General features: G+C 65.2%; 14 protein-coding genes. 2 read left to right on the forward strand and 12 right to left on the reverse strand.

Translation table 11 applies throughout. The features are described from left to right. Positions 1 to 20: 20 nt before the first annotated feature. The 5 genes from IVB29_RS31000 to IVB29_RS31020 all read right to left on the reverse strand — a co-directional run bounded on the left by IVB29_RS31000 (position 21) and on the right by IVB29_RS31020 (position 6,648). A complete protein-coding gene (locus tag IVB29_RS31000; RefSeq protein WP_247507209.1) occupies positions 21 to 1,679 on the reverse strand; it encodes a hydantoinase B/oxoprolinase family protein in 1,659 nt (552 codons plus the stop codon). Between the two features lie 2 nt (positions 1,680 to 1,681). Beyond that, entirely contained in the window at positions 1,682 to 3,766 is a 2,085-nt protein-coding gene (locus IVB29_RS31005; RefSeq protein ID WP_247507210.1) for a hydantoinase/oxoprolinase family protein, read from the reverse strand. Between the two features lie 140 nt (positions 3,767 to 3,906). Beyond that, positions 3,907 to 4,728 (reverse strand): NAD-dependent protein deacetylase, encoded by an 822-nt coding sequence (locus IVB29_RS31010; protein WP_247507211.1) that lies wholly within the window; start codon positions 4,726 to 4,728, stop codon positions 3,907 to 3,909. A 37-nt stretch (positions 4,729 to 4,765) separates the two neighbouring features. Continuing rightward, the gene (locus IVB29_RS31015) at positions 4,766 to 5,899 is read right to left on the reverse strand and encodes a helix-turn-helix transcriptional regulator (protein ID WP_247507212.1); all 1,134 of its coding nucleotides are present in this window, start codon (positions 5,897 to 5,899) and stop codon (positions 4,766 to 4,768) included. Positions 5,900 to 6,021: 122 nt separating this feature from the next. Then, positions 6,022 to 6,648: a hypothetical protein gene (locus tag IVB29_RS31020; RefSeq protein ID WP_247507213.1), complete on the reverse strand. Its 627-nt coding sequence runs from the start codon at positions 6,646 to 6,648 to the stop codon at positions 6,022 to 6,024. A gap of 285 nt (positions 6,649 to 6,933) precedes the next feature. Between IVB29_RS31020 and IVB29_RS31025 the strand changes: the two genes are divergently transcribed. Continuing rightward, positions 6,934 to 7,992: an adhesin gene (locus IVB29_RS31025; RefSeq protein ID WP_247507214.1), complete on the forward strand. Its 1,059-nt coding sequence runs from the start codon at positions 6,934 to 6,936 to the stop codon at positions 7,990 to 7,992. On the opposite strand, the gene IVB29_RS31030 is transcribed toward IVB29_RS31025, so the two are convergent. Together IVB29_RS31030 and IVB29_RS31035 are read right to left on the reverse strand one after the other, a co-directional pair. Further along, a complete protein-coding gene (locus tag IVB29_RS31030) occupies positions 7,989 to 8,825 on the reverse strand; it encodes an SDR family oxidoreductase (RefSeq protein WP_247507215.1) in 837 nt (278 codons plus the stop codon). The genes IVB29_RS31025 and IVB29_RS31030 overlap by 4 nt on opposite strands. A 72-nt stretch (positions 8,826 to 8,897) precedes the next feature. Then, a complete protein-coding gene (locus IVB29_RS31035; RefSeq protein ID WP_247507216.1) occupies positions 8,898 to 10,217 on the reverse strand; it encodes a solute carrier family 23 protein in 1,320 nt (439 codons plus the stop codon). Positions 10,218 to 10,349: 132 nt separating this feature from the next. Here IVB29_RS31035 and IVB29_RS31040 point away from each other — a divergent pair, with 132 nt between their 5' ends. Continuing rightward, positions 10,350 to 11,684: a dicarboxylate/amino acid:cation symporter gene (locus tag IVB29_RS31040; RefSeq protein WP_247507217.1), complete on the forward strand. Its 1,335-nt coding sequence runs from the start codon at positions 10,350 to 10,352 to the stop codon at positions 11,682 to 11,684. Positions 11,685 to 11,883: 199 nt separating this feature from the next. Here the strand turns inward: IVB29_RS31040 and IVB29_RS31045 are convergent, their stop codons facing one another. From IVB29_RS31045 to IVB29_RS31065, 5 genes are all read right to left on the reverse strand, one after another. Next, positions 11,884 to 13,497, reverse strand: a complete 1,614-nt coding sequence (locus IVB29_RS31045; RefSeq protein WP_247507218.1) for an ABC-F family ATP-binding cassette domain-containing protein — start codon at positions 13,495 to 13,497, stop codon at positions 11,884 to 11,886. Between the two features lie 140 nt (positions 13,498 to 13,637). Further along, positions 13,638 to 13,985 carry a RidA family protein gene (locus tag IVB29_RS31050; RefSeq protein ID WP_247507219.1) on the reverse strand — a complete coding sequence of 116 codons (348 nt, stop codon included), beginning with the start codon at positions 13,983 to 13,985 and terminating at the stop codon, positions 13,638 to 13,640. Positions 13,986 to 14,000: 15 nt separating this feature from the next. Further along, positions 14,001 to 15,122 carry an FAD-dependent oxidoreductase gene (locus IVB29_RS31055; RefSeq protein WP_247507220.1) on the reverse strand — a complete coding sequence of 374 codons (1,122 nt, stop codon included), beginning with the start codon at positions 15,120 to 15,122 and terminating at the stop codon, positions 14,001 to 14,003. After that, on the reverse strand, positions 15,119 to 16,537 hold the full coding sequence (locus tag IVB29_RS31060) for an NAD(P)/FAD-dependent oxidoreductase (RefSeq protein WP_247507221.1): 1,419 nt from the start codon (positions 16,535 to 16,537) through the stop codon (positions 15,119 to 15,121). The genes IVB29_RS31055 and IVB29_RS31060 overlap by 4 nt, the downstream gene beginning before the upstream one ends. After that, positions 16,534 to 16,830 (reverse strand): (2Fe-2S)-binding protein, encoded by a 297-nt coding sequence (locus IVB29_RS31065; protein WP_247507222.1) that lies wholly within the window; start codon positions 16,828 to 16,830, stop codon positions 16,534 to 16,536. The genes IVB29_RS31060 and IVB29_RS31065 overlap by 4 nt, the downstream gene beginning before the upstream one ends. Positions 16,831 to 16,835: the final 5 nt, after the last annotated feature.

Genomic DNA, 16,835 nt, shown 5'->3' on the forward strand with positions numbered 1-16,835 from the left:
GGCCGGGACGATTTTTTTCGTCACCGCGCCCGGCCGTAAACGGCGGTCGCGTTGTCCGACGAGACAAGTCCACTCTCGACATCATCCTTGACCGCGGCGCGATCACGCTCGCCCGGCGCACCGATGCCGGCGCCGCCCGGTGTCATCACCACCAGCCGGTCATCGGGCGGAATGGTCTGAAAACCCTTGCCGCGCATCTTCTGGCCGGACTTCAAGCCGACATAGCCGGCCTCGCCGTTCTTGCCGCCATCGCGCCCGCGCGGCGGATGATCGATGCGATCGAACGCTGCCAAAATGTCGAACGGCGCATCGATGCCCGTGCCGACCTCGATGATCTGGCCAAGGCCGCCGCGGGTGCGCCCTGCCCCGCCGGAATCCGGACGCAGCTCCTTGCGCCAGAAGATCAGCGGCGTTTGCGTCTCCGCGATCTCGACCGGCGTGCCACGCACGCCGCTCGGATAGGCCGTCGCGGACAAGCCGTCCTTGCCGAACCGCGCGCCGGTGCCGCCATTGCTGGTGACTGTCATCGAGAACCCGTAATTGCCGCCGACGCCGCTGCGCGTCTGTCCGCGCACGTTGAGATTCCACAGGCACGAGGTGCCCTCCGCGGGCACGCGCTCCGGAATGATCTGGCGCAAACAGCCGAACACGACGTCGGGCAGCATCTGGCCGACGATGTGGCGCGACGCGACCGGCGCCGGTTTCGGTGCGTTGAGGATAGCCCCCGCCGGCGCCGAGACCGTCAGCGGCGAGAGCGAGCCGGCGTTGTTCGGGATCTGCGAGGCGACCACACAGCCGAGGCCGAACACGGTATAGGCCGTCGTGTAAGACAGCGGCACGTTGATGCCGAATTTCGATGCGGCCGAGGTGCCGTCGAAATCGACGTGGATACCGGCATCCGAGATCGTCAGCGTCGCCGCCAGCGTCACCGGCGCATCGTAGCCGTCGACCACCATGCTGTTGCGCCATGTTCCCTTCGGCAGTTTTGCGATCTCGGCGAGCACCGCCTCGCGCGAGCGGTCGCAGATGTAGTCGCCGAGCCCGTCGAGCGTGTCGATGCCGAACTCGGTCATCATCTCGACCAGGCGCTCGCAGCCGACGTCGTTGCAGCCGGCCAGCGAATAGGTGTCGCCTTCGGTGTCGATCGGCAGCCGGGTGTTGGTGCGGATCATCGCCATCAGCGTCTCGTTGACGACGCCCTGGTCGATCAGCTTCAGCATGGGGATGTAGAGCCCCTCCATGAACACGTCGGTGGCATCAGGGCCGAAGCCGATGCCGCCGATATCCATGAGATGGCTGGTGCAGGAGAACAGCGCGACGACCTTGCCGTCCTTGAAACAGGGCGTGGTGACGACGAAATCGTTGAGATGGCCGGTGCCCATCCAGGGATCGTTGGTGATATAGGCGTCGCCCTCCTTCATCGTCTCCAGCGGGAAGCGATTGATGAAGTGCTTGACCGATTCCGCCATCGAGTTGACGTGACCGGGCGTGCCGGTCACCGCCTGCGCCAGCATCCGTCCCCGGAGGTCGAACACGCCGGCCGAGAGGTCGCCGCATTCGCGCACGATCGGGCTGAAGGCGGTGCGGAGCAGCACCTGCGCCTGTTCCTCGACCACGGCGATCAGCCGGTGCCACATGATCTGAAGGTCGATCAGGCTCGCGCCATTTGGCTTGCTCATGATCAGGCTGCCTTCCGTTCCATGACGATGCTGCCCGCACCGTCGATATGCGCATCAAAACTGTTGGAGACGAAGGTCGAGGTCTCGTCCTCGGCGATCACCGCCGGGCCCGCGATAGTCGCGCCCGGCGCCATGTGCTCGCGGCGATAGAGCGGGATCTCGATCACCTCGCCCGCCCGGCCGTCGAAGAATTTGCGGCTGCCGGAGGCCTTGGCCGCGGGTTTGCGCGTCACCGCGGCAACAACAGATGGATTACGCGCCTCCGTCGTAGCGAGCACCGACCAGCTCAACACCTCGATCGCCGCGCCCGGGATCGCGCGCTCGAACAGGGCGGAATAGTCCGCCTCGAATTTTTGGCGCAGGCCGGCGAGATCGGCCGATGTCAGCGGCCGGTTCGGCAACTCGACCGTGATCTCGTGACCCTGGCCGACATAGCGCATGAAGGCCGCGCGGCGTTCGCGCACCGGCGCACCGGCGGCGCCAGGCTCGACCAGCGCGCGCGCTTCGGTCGCCATCTCCTGCAAGAGGCCGGAGACCGCTTCGGTGTCGAAATCGTCGAGCCGAACGTGACGGCTGCGCACCAGCTCATAGGCGATGGGCGCGGCAAGGAATCCGACCGCCGAGCCGACGCCGGCATTCGAGGGCACGATCACCCGGGAGACGCCGATCTTCTCGGCAACGCGTGCCGCATGCAGCGGCGCGGCGCCGCCGAAGGCAATCAGCGTGTGCTGGCCGACGATCTCGCCGCGCTCGACCGCATGCACGCGTGCCGCGCTCGCCATGTTCTCGCAGACGACTTCGTGCACGGCATAGGCCGCGGTTTCCGCCGACAGACCCAGCGGTTCGCCGACGGCGCGCAGCAGCGCCTGTTTCGACAGCTCCGCGTCGAGCTTGATCGTACCGCCCGCAAAGGCGTCGGGATCAATCATGCCGAGCGCGACGTCCGCATCCGTCACCGCCGGACGCTGGCCGCCGCGGCCGTAGCAGGCGGGCCCGGGCTCGGAGGACGCGCTCTCGGGACCGACGGTGACGCGCTTCATCGCGTCGACATGCGCGATCGAGCCGCCACCGGCGCCGATCTCGACCATCTCGATCACGGGGATCCGCACCGGCAGGCCGGAGCCTTTCAGGAAGCGCGCGGCGCGATCGACCTCGAACACCCGCGAAGTCTCGGGCTGATAGTTTTCGATCAGGCAGATTTTTGCAGTGGTGCCACCCATGTCGAAGGACAGCACCTTGCTCTCACCGAGCCTCGCTGCGATCTGAGCCGAAAAGATCGCGCCGCCGGCAGGGCCGGACTCGACGAGCCGAACCGGAAACCGCCGCGCCGTCTCGATCGAGGTGACGCCGCCGCCGGAGGTCACGAGATAAATGGCGCCGCGGTACTGCTCGACCTGCAAGGCATCAGACATGCGGGCGAGATAGCCGTCGATCAGGGGTTGCACATAAGCGTTCGCAACCGCGGTGGAAGTACGCTCGTATTCGCGGATCTCAGGACACACGGCCGATGACACCGTCAGCGAAATGCCCGGCATCTCTTCGGCGAGGATCGCAGCCGCGCGGCGCTCGTGGTCGGGATTGGCGTAGGAATGCAGGAAGGCGATCGCGACGCTCTCGACACCCAGTTCACGCAATTTCGGCGCGAGTGCGCGCACTGACGCTTCGTCCAGCGGGAGGCGGACGGCGCCATGGGCGTCGATGCGCTCGGGCACGGTGAAGCGGAGATTGCGCGGCGCCAGCGGCTTCGGCTTGTCGATGGTGAGATCGTACTGGTCATAACGGCTCTCGGTGCCGATATCGAGCACGTCGCGAAAGCCCTCGGTCGCAATCAGCGCCGTCTTGGCGCCGCGCCGCTCGATGATGGCGTTGGTCGCGAGCGTCGTGCCGTGAATGAAGACGTCGATGTCGCTGATATGCGCCTGCGCGTCCGTGAGAATGAGACGCATCCCGTCCAGCACCGCCTGCTCCGGCCGCTGCGGCGTCGTCAGCACCTTGCGCGTCTTGCGCACCTCGCCCACGTCCAGCACGATGTCGGTGAACGTGCCGCCGATATCAACGGCAAGCCGCACTTCGGCTCCCTCAAGCATTCCAAAACTCTCCGTGCTGATCGTCAAACTGGGGTCGAAGCCGCAGCAATTTTCATACCAGCGACGGCACAAATGGTGAAGCCGTCCGCCCGCTTTGCGTGGCACCTATGCGATAGGAGAGTGCTCGACAAGCCCGCCGATCAGAGCAGGAATGCCAGCGCCGCTTCGCAGCGCTCCTCGACCTTGAGCGTCAGGAGATCGTCGGCACGGGTCCGTCCGAGATTGACCGCGGCGATCGGGATCTGCCGGTTCGCGGCGGCCTGGACGAAGCGGAATCCGGAATAGACCATCAGCGACGAGCCGACGATCAGCATCGCATCGGCCTGCGCGAGATGATCCTGCGCGGTGGCGACGATGTCACGCGGCACGTTCTCGCCGAAGAACACCACGTCGGGCTTGAGGATGCCGCCGCAGGCTTCGCAAGGAGGCACCTTGAACGACGAAAAATCCGCGTGCTCGATATCGGCGTCGCCATCAGGCGCATCGGCGGCATCGAGCGTCAGCCATTCCGCATTGGCGCGGCCGAGACGATCCTGGAATTCGCTCCGCGGCGTCTTCGCCCCGCAGCCCATGCAGCGGACGAGGTCGAGCCGGCCATGCAAGTCGATCACCTGCCGGTGGCCGGCGGATTGATGCAGCCGGTCGACATTCTGGGTCAGCAGCATCTCGCAGCGCCCGCCCGCCTCGAGCCTGGCGAGCGCATGATGCGCATCGTTCGGCCGCGCCTGGCCGAACCGCCGCCAGCCGATCAGGCTGCGCGCCCAATAGCGCTGGCGCGTGTGCTCCTCCGACATGAAGGCCTGGAAATTGACCGGCTGGGTCCGCTTCCAATTGCCGTGGCTGTCGCGGTAATCGGGAATGCCCGAATTGGTGCTGCAACCGGCACCGGTCAGCACGAACAGACGCTCATGCCGGCCGACGAAATCCTCAAGCGATCGATTTGCCAACGGAGTATTTGTCATGGCGCAGATGTAGGTCGCGCCGGCCGGTTTTGCCAGATCACTCCCGCGGCGGCAGCTCGAAGCCGGCGATCAGCTTCACCAGTTCGCTCTGGCGCGCGGTGCCGGTCTTGCGGAAAACGTTGTGGAGGTGGGTCTTGACGGTGGCCTGCGTCAGCCCGAGCAGGTCGGCCAGGGCCTTCACGCCGCTCACCTTCATGACGGCATCGATCACGCGGATTTCGCTCGCCGTGAGCTTGTAGAGCTTTGCGAGAGCCTCCAGCGGCGGCGGGCTCGCCGGCGAGATCTTGCCGACGAAAACCGCGGCCATCGCGGAATGCAGCGTGCCAGTGCGCTGCCGGTCGCCGGAGGTCAGCGGCAGCACATTGGCAAACCAGCGGCCGGGCTGTGCTGCCGAGAGCGGAATCGGGCCGCCACCGTTACTCGTGGCGTTGCCGTTCTCGGCCGCCGCGAGCGCGTCGCGCAGGGCCCGCTGCGCTTCGGGCGAGGCCGCGGCCAACGCGCCGTTTCGTTCGGTCAGCAGCGAGGCCGCGTCCAGCATGGCGCGTCCGGGCGCATTGGTGAAGACCAGGCGCCCGCCCGGCCCGACCAGGAAGACGGCGGCCGTGACGTTGTCGAGCGCCTGGGTCAGCACCGCCTGCGCCGTCTTGCTCTGATCGAACAGCCGTCCGATCGAGACGGCGCGCTGGAAATGCGGAACGATCAGCGCAAACCTGCGGCGGGCATCGGCGTCGACGAGGCCGTCCTTCTCGTGCATCCGGACGCTGACGCTCGATGAATTGGTGGCCCCCTTCTCCAGATTCGACCCGAGCGCATCGACCATGCCCTGCGGCTTCATCCACTCTTCATAGAAGCGCGTCTCCGCCATCTCTTCGAAGGGGACGAAGTCGGTGGATGCATAGACGAGACCGACCTCGCAGAAAGTCGCCGCTGGAAAGCACGGATTCAAGGCGAGATATTTTTCGAGATAGAGCTTGGTATAGTCCGGCTCTTCATTGAAGAGGTGCAGCACCGCGGTTTGCGCGGTGGCCGCGTCGTGCCAGAACAGGACCCCGGAGGAGCCGCCGACGAATACGCAGGCCTGCTCCAGGGCGCGTGGCCACAGGGTAGGATCGAGCGCGGCGTCGTAAACGAGACCGATCAGTTCTGACAGCAGAGCAGCTTCAGACGTCACGGCCAATTTCCATCATTCCAAAAACATGCAAGGCACTGACACCTTCAGTAACAAACTACCACAGGGTTCACGACGACTGCAAAACTTCAAGCCGCGCCTCGACCCCGCTCGACGATGGCCGGCTATTTCGCAGGCACGCCCGGCTTCGCCGGCGCGGGCTGCTTCTGCGAGACGACGGCCTTGTCGGGCGGAGCTGGCGCTGCCGGAGCGGCCTGACCGACCGACAACGACACGCCGAACACGCGCCATTGTCCCTCGACCGGTGCGAACAACAGCTCGAAATTCACCTGCGAGGGCACCGACGGAAAAAATCCTGCCATGTGCAGCAATCCGTTCGGCTCGATCTGCGGCAACAACGACAATTGCGGATCGATGACGGAGACGCCCGAGAGATCGAGCTTGTCGCCGCGCTGCTTGGCAAAGATTTCCGCGAGCTTTGCCGCGGTGTTGACCTGGAAGCCGGGCGCGCCGAGGTCGCGCAGCACGGTGTAGTTCCCGGTCCTGTTGGCATGGTCGAGCGCGAGCAGCGTGGAGCGTATCAGCATCAGCACGCCGTTGCGATCGATGTTGGCGGGCTTGGGCGCGGCCTGCTGTTGCGGCGGCGCCTGATGCGGCTGCGGCGGCGTCTGCTGCGCAGACGTCGTGACGGCCCCCAGGATCAGGAGCCCCACCGCCGCACTCAACCAACGCAATGGCTTCGCGAACGGGTTCTGTCTCTCACCGGATCGATATGCTTCCGCGGGTGCCATATCCAAAGACCGTGGAGCGAGATTGACTGCCGCACATCAACCGTTCGGTTGAGGCCAATGCGTTCCCCGCTTCCGTCGGCTGCTTTTCGCCGGGCTGTTGCCCAGATGCATCCTGGAACGCCGGCGCCGGTTCCCCGGCTGGACAAAGTTGGCAGCAAATCTGCAACACACCGCAATAAACCAATTGTGGCCTGGCGGCATTGATCCACCTTCAACCCAACGGTTGATGCGCCCTCATCGCGCTTTCCGCACCATGCGCGGAATAACAAATGGGGCGTTCGAACGATGTCATTCAGGTTGCTGCGCGGACCAGACGATTCACATCATCGCAATCCCGGGAAGGCGCGTCGCACGAACGTCATCCGCCGCCTGATATCGGCAGGTTTCGTCCTCGCCGCCGCCGCGATCCCGTTGCTGGTATCCGAAGAAGCTGCGGCCGCCGACTACGCCGCAGGTGGCGGCGTAAACAACGCCCCCTCGGGTAGCGCGACAGCAGTGGGAAGCCAAGCCAACACGACCGGCTCCGCCGCATCAGCCTTCGGCGAACTAGCGACTGCGAACGGAGATGCCGCCACGGCGGTCGGTCAGGCCGCCACGGCAACCGGCGTCATCGCAACGGCGATCGGCGCCAACACGGTCGCCACTGGAATCTCCGCAACGGCGCTCGGTAACGCGGCCACCGCGATCGGCGGCAGCGCGACCGCTGTCGGCTCCGCCAGCAACGCAACCGGCCAACAGGCAACCGCAACAGGCTTTTTCAGCACAGCAACCGGCGACAACGCAACGGCGACGGGATATCGGAGCCAGGCGATCGGGCTCAATGCAACGGCCACGGGCGCCAACAGCATTGCCAACGGCGCGACTGCAAGTGCCTTTGGCGCCGGCGCGCAGGCACTGGGAGCAAACTCGGTGGCGATCGGCGCGAATTCGGTGGCGAGCGCTGCCAACACGGTATCGTTTGGCGCCGCCGGCAGCGAGCGGCGGCTGACCAACGTCGCCGCTGGCATCAACCCGACCGACGCCGTCAACATGAGCCAGTTGAGCGGGATGTCTTCGGGCTTCCAGTCGCAGCTCTCCGGGCTGCAGTCGCAGATCTGGGACAACCGCACCGAGGCGCGGCGCGGCATCGCGGCGGCAGTCGCCACCGCAAGCGCACCGATGCCGTCGGCGCCCGGCAAGACCACCTGGCAGATGCGCGGTTCCGTCTATCACGGCGAAGGCGGCTTTGGTTTCGGCTTCGCCCATCGCCTCAACACCGCCATGCCGCTGAGCGTGGTCGGCGGCTATGGCAATGGTGGCGGCACCGAGCACACCGGCTATGTCGGCATCGGCGGCGAGTTCTAGCTCGCCCAGTTGTCGCGGAATTCGGGGAACAAGGTCAGACCGCCGCAGGCATAAATGGTCTGGCCGGTGATATAGCTCGCATCATCCGAGGCGAGGAAGGCGAACACGGCAGCGATCTCCTCCGGCGTGCCGACGCGTCCCAATGGAATGTGGCTGGTGACGACGCCGCGCTTTTCCGGATCGCCGGTCCAGGCTGCGTTGATCGGCGTGTCGATCGCGCCGGGACCGACCGCGTTGACGCGAATGCCGCGACCGGCGAATTCGAGCGCCAGCGTGCGTGTCAGATTGGCCATGCCGCCCTTGCTGATCGAATAAGCGAGATAGCCCGGCTTCGGAATGATCTGGTGGACGCTCGAGCAATTGATGATGCTGCCGCCAGCCCCGCGCGCGACGAAATGCGCGAGCGCCTTTTGCGCGCAGAACACGGCGCCGTTGAGATTGACGTCGATGATGCGGCGGTAGGTTTCGATATCGAGATCTTCGCTCGGCGACTCCCGCTGGAAGCCGGCATTGTTGACGAGACAGTCGAGGCGCTTCCAGCGCGCCAAAATCGTCTCGAACATCGCGGCGATCTCCTGCTCGTTGCCGACGTCAGCCTTGACGATCACATGGTCGAGCTTGCCGTGACCGCGATCGCCGGATCCCGTCCGCACGAGCGCGAGCGTCTCCTCCGCTCCCTCAGGAAGACCGAAATAATTGATGGCGACGGTCGCGCCTTCCTGGGCGAGCCGGATGGCGACGGCGCGGCCGATGCCTTGCGAGGCGCCGGTCACCAGCGCGTATTGGCCGACGAGGCGCGAGGGAAACGGGGTCGAGCGATCGGTCTGCGGCATGGGTTCTCTCCGGAATGCCTGAACATCGATGGAAGCGCTGTTTAGTTCCATGCCTTAACGCATCGCTGGGATTCATTCCGTGCGCTGCGCGAGAGGCGAGTTCAGAATCTGATACAGGATGATGGCGCCGAAGGTCCCCGTGCCTATCCCGCCGATCGTGAACGCGCCGAATTTGAGCGTGAGATCGCCCGCGCCGGCGGTCAGCGCCACGGCGACGGTGATCAGGTTTGCAGGGTTGGCGAAGTCGACCTTGTTCTCGACCCAGATCCGGCCCGCCATCGCGGCGATCAATCCGAACAGCACGATCGAGAGACCGCCGATGACGGGACCCGGGATCGACAGGATCAGCGCGCCGAATTTCGGCGAGAAGCCGAGCAGGATCGACACCGTGGCGGCGAAGGCAAACAGCAGGGTCGAATAGACCTTCGTCGCCGCCATGACGCCGATGTTCTCGGCATAGGTCGTGACACCAGTGCCGCCGCCGCAGGCCGCGACGATCGTCGCGAGGCTGTCGGCGAACAGGGCCCGGCCGAGATAGGCATCGAGGCTTCGGCCCGTCATGGCGCCGACGGCCTTGATGTGACCGAGGTTCTCGGCGACGAGAATGACCGCAACCGGCGCAATCAGAAAGATTGCATCGGCCTGGAAGGTCGGCGTGGTGAAGCTCGGCATGCCTAGCCACGGCGCGGACGAGAGTTGCGCGAAGTCGACCGGCTTTCCGAAGCCGAGGCCGTTGGCGAACAGCAAATACAAAAGATATCCGCCGATCGCGCCGAGGATGATCGGCAGGCGGCGCCACAGGCCCGGCGCTGCAACGGCAACCACGCCGATGATCAGGACGGTCGCGAGCCCGATCCAGGTGTCGAATGCGTTGGCACTCACCGCCTTGACCGCAACGGGCGCAAGGTTGAGGCCGATCGCGGCGACCACGGCGCCGGTGACGGCTGGCGGCAGCAGCCTCTCGATCCAGCCAACCCCCGACCACATCACGATCAGCGCGATCACGCCGTACAACACCCCGGCTCCGACGATGCCGCCGAGCGCAACAGAGAGATTCGGGTTCGGCCCATGCCCGGCATAGCCGGTGGCAGCTAGGACGACGGCGATGAAGGCGAAGCTTGAGCCGAGATAGCTCGGCACGCGCCCCGCGACGATGACGAAGAAGATCAGCGTGCCGATGCCGGAGAACAGGACCGCAACATTGGGATCGAACCCCATCAGCAGCGGCGCGATGATCGTCGAGCCCGACATCGCGACGCAATGCTGGAGACCGGAGACGATCGTCTGCCCCCATGACAGCCGCTCCTCGGGCATGATCACGCCGGAAGTCTTCAGTTTCCAATGCGGAAAATAGCTTTGCGATTGCTCGTCCGAGCCTGTTGCGATCGTCATGTTCCCCCCGTTGCGGTGCAGCGATTGATCTTCGTGCGATCCGACAAAAATGTGATTGTCGCTTCTGCGGCGACCATCACATGATGCAAATCATCAAAGCTTGCAAAATCAATACGTTCCGGGGCACACAGTATGACACAAGTCGCGATCCAGCCAGCCATCCATCGCCGGCACCAGCCCTGGTACAAGATCCTCTATGTCCAGGTGCTGATCGCGATCGTGCTCGGGGTGCTGATCGGCTATGTCTATCCCGATCTCGGCAAGGCCCTGAAGCCGCTCGGCGACGGCTTCATTGCGCTGATCAAGATGATGATCGCGCCTGTCATCTTCTGCACCGTGGTGCACGGCATCTCCTCGATGGGCGACCTCAAGCGCGTCGGCCGGGTGGGGCTGAAGTCGCTGATCTATTTCGAGACGGTGTCGACCGTCGCGCTCGCCATTGGCCTTTTGGTCGGCGAAATTCTCCAGCCCGGGCACGGCTTCAACATCGATCCATCCACGATCGATCCGAAGTCGGTCGCGACCTATGTCACCAAGGCTCACGAAGAGGGCATCGTCGCGCATTTGATGGCGATCATCCCCGACAGCTATGTGGGCGCGATTGCGCGTGGTGATCTGTTGCAGGTGCTGCTGGTCTCGATCCTGTCCGGCTTCGCCATCGCCTTCCTCGGCAAGGCCGGTGAGCCCATCGCGGAAGCGATCGACAAGGCCGCAAAAATGTTCTTCGGCATCATCCGCATCATCGTACGCGTGGCGCCGATCGGCGCGTTCGGCGCGATGGCGTTCACCGTCGGCGCCTACGGCCTCGGCTCGCTGATCAACCTCGCCGCACTGATCGGCACGTTCTATCTCACCAGCATGCTGTTCGTATTGATCGTACTGGGCTCGATCGCACGGCTCGCCGGCTTCTCGATCCTGCGCTTCATCGCCTACATCAAGGACGAGCTTTTGATCGTGCTCGGCACCTCGTCGTCGGAAACGGTGCTGCCGCAGATGATCCAGAAGATGGAGCATCTCGGCGCCTCGCGCTCGGTGGTCGGCCTCGTGATCCCGACCGGCTACAGCTTCAATCTCGACGGCACCAACATCTACATGACGCTGGCCACGCTGTTCCTGGCGCAGGCGACCAACACGCATCTGACCATCTGGCAGGAGCTCGGCATTTTGGGCATCGCCATGATCACCTCGAAGGGCGCCTCGGGCGTAACAGGCGCCGGCTTCATCACGCTCGCGGCGACGCTCTCGATCGTGCCCGACATTCCGATCCAGTCGATCGCGATCCTGGTCGGCATCGACAAGTTCATGAGCGAGTGCCGCGCGCTGACCAATCTGATCGGCAACGGCGTCGCCTGTGTCGTCATCAGCATCTCCGAAGGCGAGCTCGATCGAGAGGCCCTGCACGAGACCATGGCGCATCCGCTGGAGATGGGCGAGGCGCTGGAGCCGGGCGGCAGCGCGGCTTCTTAGGCCGCGCATGAGTTCGGCGCAGCGCGGCTCCGACGCGGTAGTTTCCCGGAGTGGTCATTTGGTGCGGCCCGAGTCACAACAGGGGCGTTGGGATCACGGATTGATACTCATTCATTCCACCCGGCGCGCTGGGGGCAGGGCGTCGGGTTTTTGATAATCTCCGCCAAAACTCATTGTCATGTCTAAACGCGGGGCGGGATCAGATGATCCCGCCATGCTCGCCTTGCACCATGGCGTCCAGATCGAGCCGCCGCGTGATCCCGATTGCCTCCAGGAATGCTTCGTCGTGACTGACGACGAGCAGCGCGCCGTCATAGGCCCGCAAGCCTGCTTCGACGGCTTCGATGGACTCGACGTCCAGATGATTGGTCGGCTCGTCCAGGATCAGCAGTGATGGCGGCCTCGCCCCGCCAAACACGCACGTCAGGCCGGCACGAAGCACCTGCCCGCCGCTCAGGCTCCCGACGATCTGCAAGGCAGCGTCGGCGCGAAACATGAAACGCGCCAGGGCGGCATGGCAGGCATTCGTGTCCGACACCGGATTGAGGCGCCGAAAATTGTCCAGGACGGAGATCGAGGGATCGAGCAGGCTGACCTTTTGGTCGAACATTGCGAAATCCGGCTTGACCCGCACGATGCCCGAGACAGGGTGCAGCTCGTCCGCGATGAGCTTCAGCAGCGTCGTCTTACCCGAGCCGTTCGGCCCGACGATCGCAACGCGCTCCGGCCCGACGATCGCCAGGGACAGATCGCGCAAGATCGCGCGCTCCGGATCATAGCCGGCACTGACCCGATCGAGCCAAATCACCTCCCTCCCTGACGGCAGGTTGGTCGAGGGCAGTTTCACGGACAACGGCTGAAGAATCTCGATGCGACGGCGCGCCGTGTCGACAGCATCCCGCGCCTCCGCACGCCGCCGCTCGGCGATCTGCGCAGTCTTTCCGCCGGTGTCCTCGCTGCGGTCCTTGCGTGCGCCGGCGAGGATGCGCGGCATGTCACCCTTGGCACGCTTCTTCTTCCCGCCGCTGTCCTTGCGCGCCTTCCGCTCCGTGGCCTCCTGCGCCTTTCCGTCGATCTCGGCGAGATGCTTCTCGGCATGCGCAAGGTCGTGCCTGATGGCCGCGAGCTCGACGGCCTTCTGCGCGCGATACCCGCTCCAATTGCCGCCATACCGCCTTGCGGCGAGTGATGTCAGCTCGACGATGGCATCCATGGTCTCGAGCAGGTCACGGTCGTGGCTGACGACGATCGCGCCGCCGCGCCAGGCGGCGAGGAGATCGGTCACCGCCTTGCGTCCGTCCTGATCGAGATTGTTGGTGGGCTCGTCCAGCAGCAGGAAGTCGGGCTCGGCGAAGACCAGCGCGGCGAGACGAACCCGCGTGATCTGGCCGCCGGACAGGCAAGACAGCTCCGTATCAGGCGACGGATCAAAACCGAGACGCGCCAGAGCCGTTTCCAGCCGCGCTTCGAGGGTCCAGTCGATCATGGCGATGTCGTCGGCCGAGGCGTCGCCCCGCTCGGCGCGGCGGAGCAACTCCAGCGCCTGCCGGACGCCGAAGAGATCGGCCACCGTCGCACCCTTCAGGATCTGCACGTCCTGGCGCAGCAGGCCGATGGTGCCGTTGATCAGGATGCGCCCGGACTGGGAAACATGTTCCCCGGACATCGACGCAAGCAGCGTCGTTTTCCCGACGCCGTTGCGGCCGACGAGACCGGTTCGTTCGGCCGCGAATGTCAGATCGATGTTGGAGAGAAGAGAACGGCCGTCAGGCGTGGACAGCGACAGGTTCGACAGGATGATTGAAGCAGGCATGGAATTCCCCGTGAGCAAGGCAGGTGGGCTTTGCGATCGGGGTAAAATCCATGGCTGCTAATTCCTGATTGGGAGCTGACTTAACTAAGTCTGCCGGCGAACGATATCAAGCCGTATCGGCCCAATCCGCCAGCGAGCATTCAGCCCTTGAGCGCGGTGACCACCACCTCGATCAGCGCGCTGCCGCCGAGATCGGCGACGCCGACGGTGGCGCGGGTCGGCAGATTGTCGCCGAAGAACTCGGTCCAGGCCGCGTCCATCTCCTTCTTCTTGGAGAGATCGGTCACGAAGATCGAGGTGCTGACGACGCGCGACTTGTCGGTGCCGGCTTCCTTCAGATAGCCGGCGATCTTGCCGAGGATATTGCGGGTCTGGTCGCCCATCGAGACCGAGGTGTCGTCGGCGATCGTGCCGCCGATGAAAACGAAGCCGTTGGCTTCGACGGCGCGGTGCATGATGGGCGTGCGGATGCTGCGGGTGATGCTCATGATGTCCTCTTGAGGTTAGAGCGTGGGGGAATAGAAACGGTCGATGCCGAGATCGCTGATGCGGGTCTGGGTGCCGCCATTGACGATCAGTTCCGCCATCACGGCGCCGGCGCCGGGGCCGAGCTGGAAACCGTGCAGCGAAAAGCCGAACTGGTGGTAGAGGCCCTTGTGGCGACTGCTCGGGCCGAACACAGGAATGTCGTCCTTCATCTTGGCTTCGATGCCGGCCCAGGCGCGGACGATGGTAGCGCTGCGCATCACCGGGAACAGCTCGAACACGGTGCGCGCGCTGATCGCGAGGCTCTTCCAGTCCAGCACCGTCTCGTTGCGGTCCCGATAGGGCATTGCGAGATGACCGCCACCGATCAGCACGGTGCCGTTGGAGAACTGCTTGAAGGAGAGTTTTCGGCCGCGCAGGATCACGACGGGGTCGATGAAGTGCGGCACGCGCGAGGTGATCATCAGCATCGGCGCAACGGTCTCGACCGGGACCGGCTCGCCGAGCGCGGCAGAGATCTTGCCGGCCCAGGCGCCGGCTGCGTTCACCAGCACCGGCGCGGCAAAGGTTTCAGCGCCGACATCGACGTACCAGAGACCGGCGCTGTAACGGATATTGCTGGCGGCTACGCCTTCGCGGACGGTGGCGCCAAGCTGCTGGGCTTTGCGCCGGAACGCCGTCGTCGTCTGCGCCGGATTGGCTGCGCCGTCGCGGCGCGAGACCACGCCGCCGGGGCAGGTTTCGGCCACGGCCGGTACCAGCCGGCGCAGCTCAGCCCCGTCGATCAGCTCTTCATGGGTGAAGCCGAGCGCGTTGAGCTCGACGACGCGCGCGCGGCAGACCGCGAGCTCCTCCTCGTTCTCCGCGACCAGCACCTGGCCGTAGCTCTCAAAGCTGCAATCGTCGTCGAGGAGATCTTTGATGTTCTCCCAGATCCCCATCGAGCGGATCGACAGCGGGATCTCGGGAATGTGCCGCGCAAGCTGGCGAACGCCGCCAGCGTTGACGCCGGAAGCGTGCCGGCCGGCATAGTCCTTCTCGATCAGCACCGGCTTCAGGCCGGCAAGGCACAGATGCAGCGCGGTCGAACATCCGTGGATGCCGCCGCCGACGACGATCGCATCCACGTTTTGGGTCATCCGCGCACCACGGCCTTGACGTCGGCTTCGCTCTTCGGCACGGCGGCGAGCTCGGCGAGCGTGATCGGCTTGACCGGCGCGCGCAGCCGGTAATAGCCGATTTCCTGCGGGGTCTTAGCCCGCGCCTGCGCCATCAGCTCGGTGACGGTGAGGCCACAGAGCCGGCCCTGGCATGGCCCCATGCCGGTGCGGCGATAGGCCTTGAGCTGGTTCGGCCCGGTCGCGCCGATCGCGACGGAATCAAGAACATCCTTAGCAGTCACCTCCTCGCAGCGGCAGACGATGGTGTCGCCCGAGGGAATTCGGAACTGCGGTGCCGGGCGGAACAGCGTGTCGAGGAAGACCCGGCCGCGCTCGGCCTTGGCGAGATCGGCGCGGAGGGTCGCCATCGACGCAAGCTTTGCGACAGCGGCCGGCGCCAGCGCTTCAACAGCTGCGCGTGCCGCGATCCGGCCGCGCACGATGGCCGCATTCGCGCCGCCGATGCCCGCACCGTCGCCGGCGATCGCGATGCCGGCGACCGACGAATTGCCGCTCGCGTCAAGCACCGGCGACCAACACAACTGCAACTCGTCCCAGTGATGCTCGACGCCGGCTGCCATCGCCAGATTGACGTTGGGCACGACGCCTTGATGCAGCAGCAGAAGGTCGGCTGGAATGGTCTCGCGCTTGCCGCTGGCAACATAGCTCACGTTCGCGAGCTGGAGGTCACCGGCTGCGGCAAGCTCGGTGACACCGGAGACGACCTGCACCTTGGCCTTCACCTCGCGCATCATCGACAAGCCCTTGGCGAAATAGGGCGAGGTCAGGAAGGCAAAGGCGTGCGGGAGCGCCGCAATGTAATTACCGCGCTCGGTGGTGTCGAGGATGCGGTCGATACGGCCGCCGAGCCGCAAAATCTGCGCGGCAAGTAGCCAGAGCAAGGGACCCTGCCCCGCAATGACCGTGCGCCCATCCGGCACCAGCGCGGACGATTTCAGCATCGTCTGCGCCGCGCCCGCGGTCATCACGCCCGGCAGCGTCCAGCCGGGAATCGGAAACGGCCGCTCCAATGCCCCGGTGGCGAGGATCACGCGCTTCGCCTTGACAAAGGCCGAGGCGCCACCGACGGAGACGGCGATGTCGAGATTGCGGTCGAGGCTCCAGACGGTCGCACGATGGATGACCTCGGCGCTGCTCGCGCGCAGCGACTGCACGAGATCGGCACCGACCCAATAGTCGGCGCCGAGCTGATTGCGGTCGGTTACGGGCGTCGAGGAGATGGCGCGAAACACCTGGCCGCCGGGGCCGACGTTCTCGTCGAGCAGCAGCGTCGAAAGACCTGCTTCGGCGGATATCGCGGCGGCGGCGAGGCCCGCGGGCCCCGCGCCGATCACGACGACATCATAATCTTCGCGCTTGGGAGCCACAGTCATTTTCCGATCTCCCGCTTGCCCTTCTGGATTTCGACCTGCATGCCCTCGGCGACGGGTACGAGGCAGCCCTGGCGATTGCCGACGCCGTCGATGGTGACGAGGCAATCGAAGCACACACCCATCATGCAGTAAGGCAGACGCGGCGCGCCGCTCACCGCGGTCGAACGGCGTGCGTCGCAGCTCGATGCCAGCAGCGCAGCGGAGACGGTGTCGCCTTGGCGCGCTGCGATGGCAACGCCGTCGACAAAGATTTGCACTGGCGGCCGTTTGTCCTGCTCGGATCGTTTGAACATCCTGG

Origin of the sequence: Bradyrhizobium sp. 1 (assembly GCF_023073315.1) — a bacterium.
In the GTDB taxonomy this organism is placed as follows: domain Bacteria; phylum Pseudomonadota; class Alphaproteobacteria; order Rhizobiales; family Xanthobacteraceae; genus Bradyrhizobium.

Coding starts and splice junctions, on each gene's coding strand:
- IVB29_RS31000 (WP_247507209.1), bottom strand. CDS start 1,679: ATGAGCAAGCCAAATGGCGCGAGCCTGATCGACCTTCAGATCATGTGG.
- IVB29_RS31020 (WP_247507213.1), bottom strand. CDS start 6,648: ATGGCACCCGCGGAAGCATATCGATCCGGTGAGAGACAGAACCCGTTC.
- IVB29_RS31035 (WP_247507216.1), bottom strand. CDS start 10,217: ATGACGATCGCAACAGGCTCGGACGAGCAATCGCAAAGCTATTTTCCG.
- IVB29_RS31040 (WP_247507217.1), top strand. CDS start 10,350: ATGACACAAGTCGCGATCCAGCCAGCCATCCATCGCCGGCACCAGCCC.
- IVB29_RS31060 (WP_247507221.1), bottom strand. CDS start 16,537: ATGACTGTGGCTCCCAAGCGCGAAGATTATGATGTCGTCGTGATCGGC.
- IVB29_RS31055 (WP_247507220.1), bottom strand. CDS start 15,122: ATGACCCAAAACGTGGATGCGATCGTCGTCGGCGGCGGCATCCACGGA.
- IVB29_RS31045 (WP_247507218.1), bottom strand. CDS start 13,497: ATGCCTGCTTCAATCATCCTGTCGAACCTGTCGCTGTCCACGCCTGAC.
- IVB29_RS31010 (WP_247507211.1), bottom strand. CDS start 4,728: ATGACAAATACTCCGTTGGCAAATCGATCGCTTGAGGATTTCGTCGGC.
- IVB29_RS31065 (WP_247507222.1), bottom strand. CDS start 16,830: ATGTTCAAACGATCCGAGCAGGACAAACGGCCGCCAGTGCAAATCTTT.
- IVB29_RS31005 (WP_247507210.1), bottom strand. CDS start 3,766: ATGCTTGAGGGAGCCGAAGTGCGGCTTGCCGTTGATATCGGCGGCACG.
- IVB29_RS31050 (WP_247507219.1), bottom strand. CDS start 13,985: ATGAGCATCACCCGCAGCATCCGCACGCCCATCATGCACCGCGCCGTC.
- IVB29_RS31030 (WP_247507215.1), bottom strand. CDS start 8,825: ATGCCGCAGACCGATCGCTCGACCCCGTTTCCCTCGCGCCTCGTCGGC.
- IVB29_RS31025 (WP_247507214.1), top strand. CDS start 6,934: ATGTCATTCAGGTTGCTGCGCGGACCAGACGATTCACATCATCGCAAT.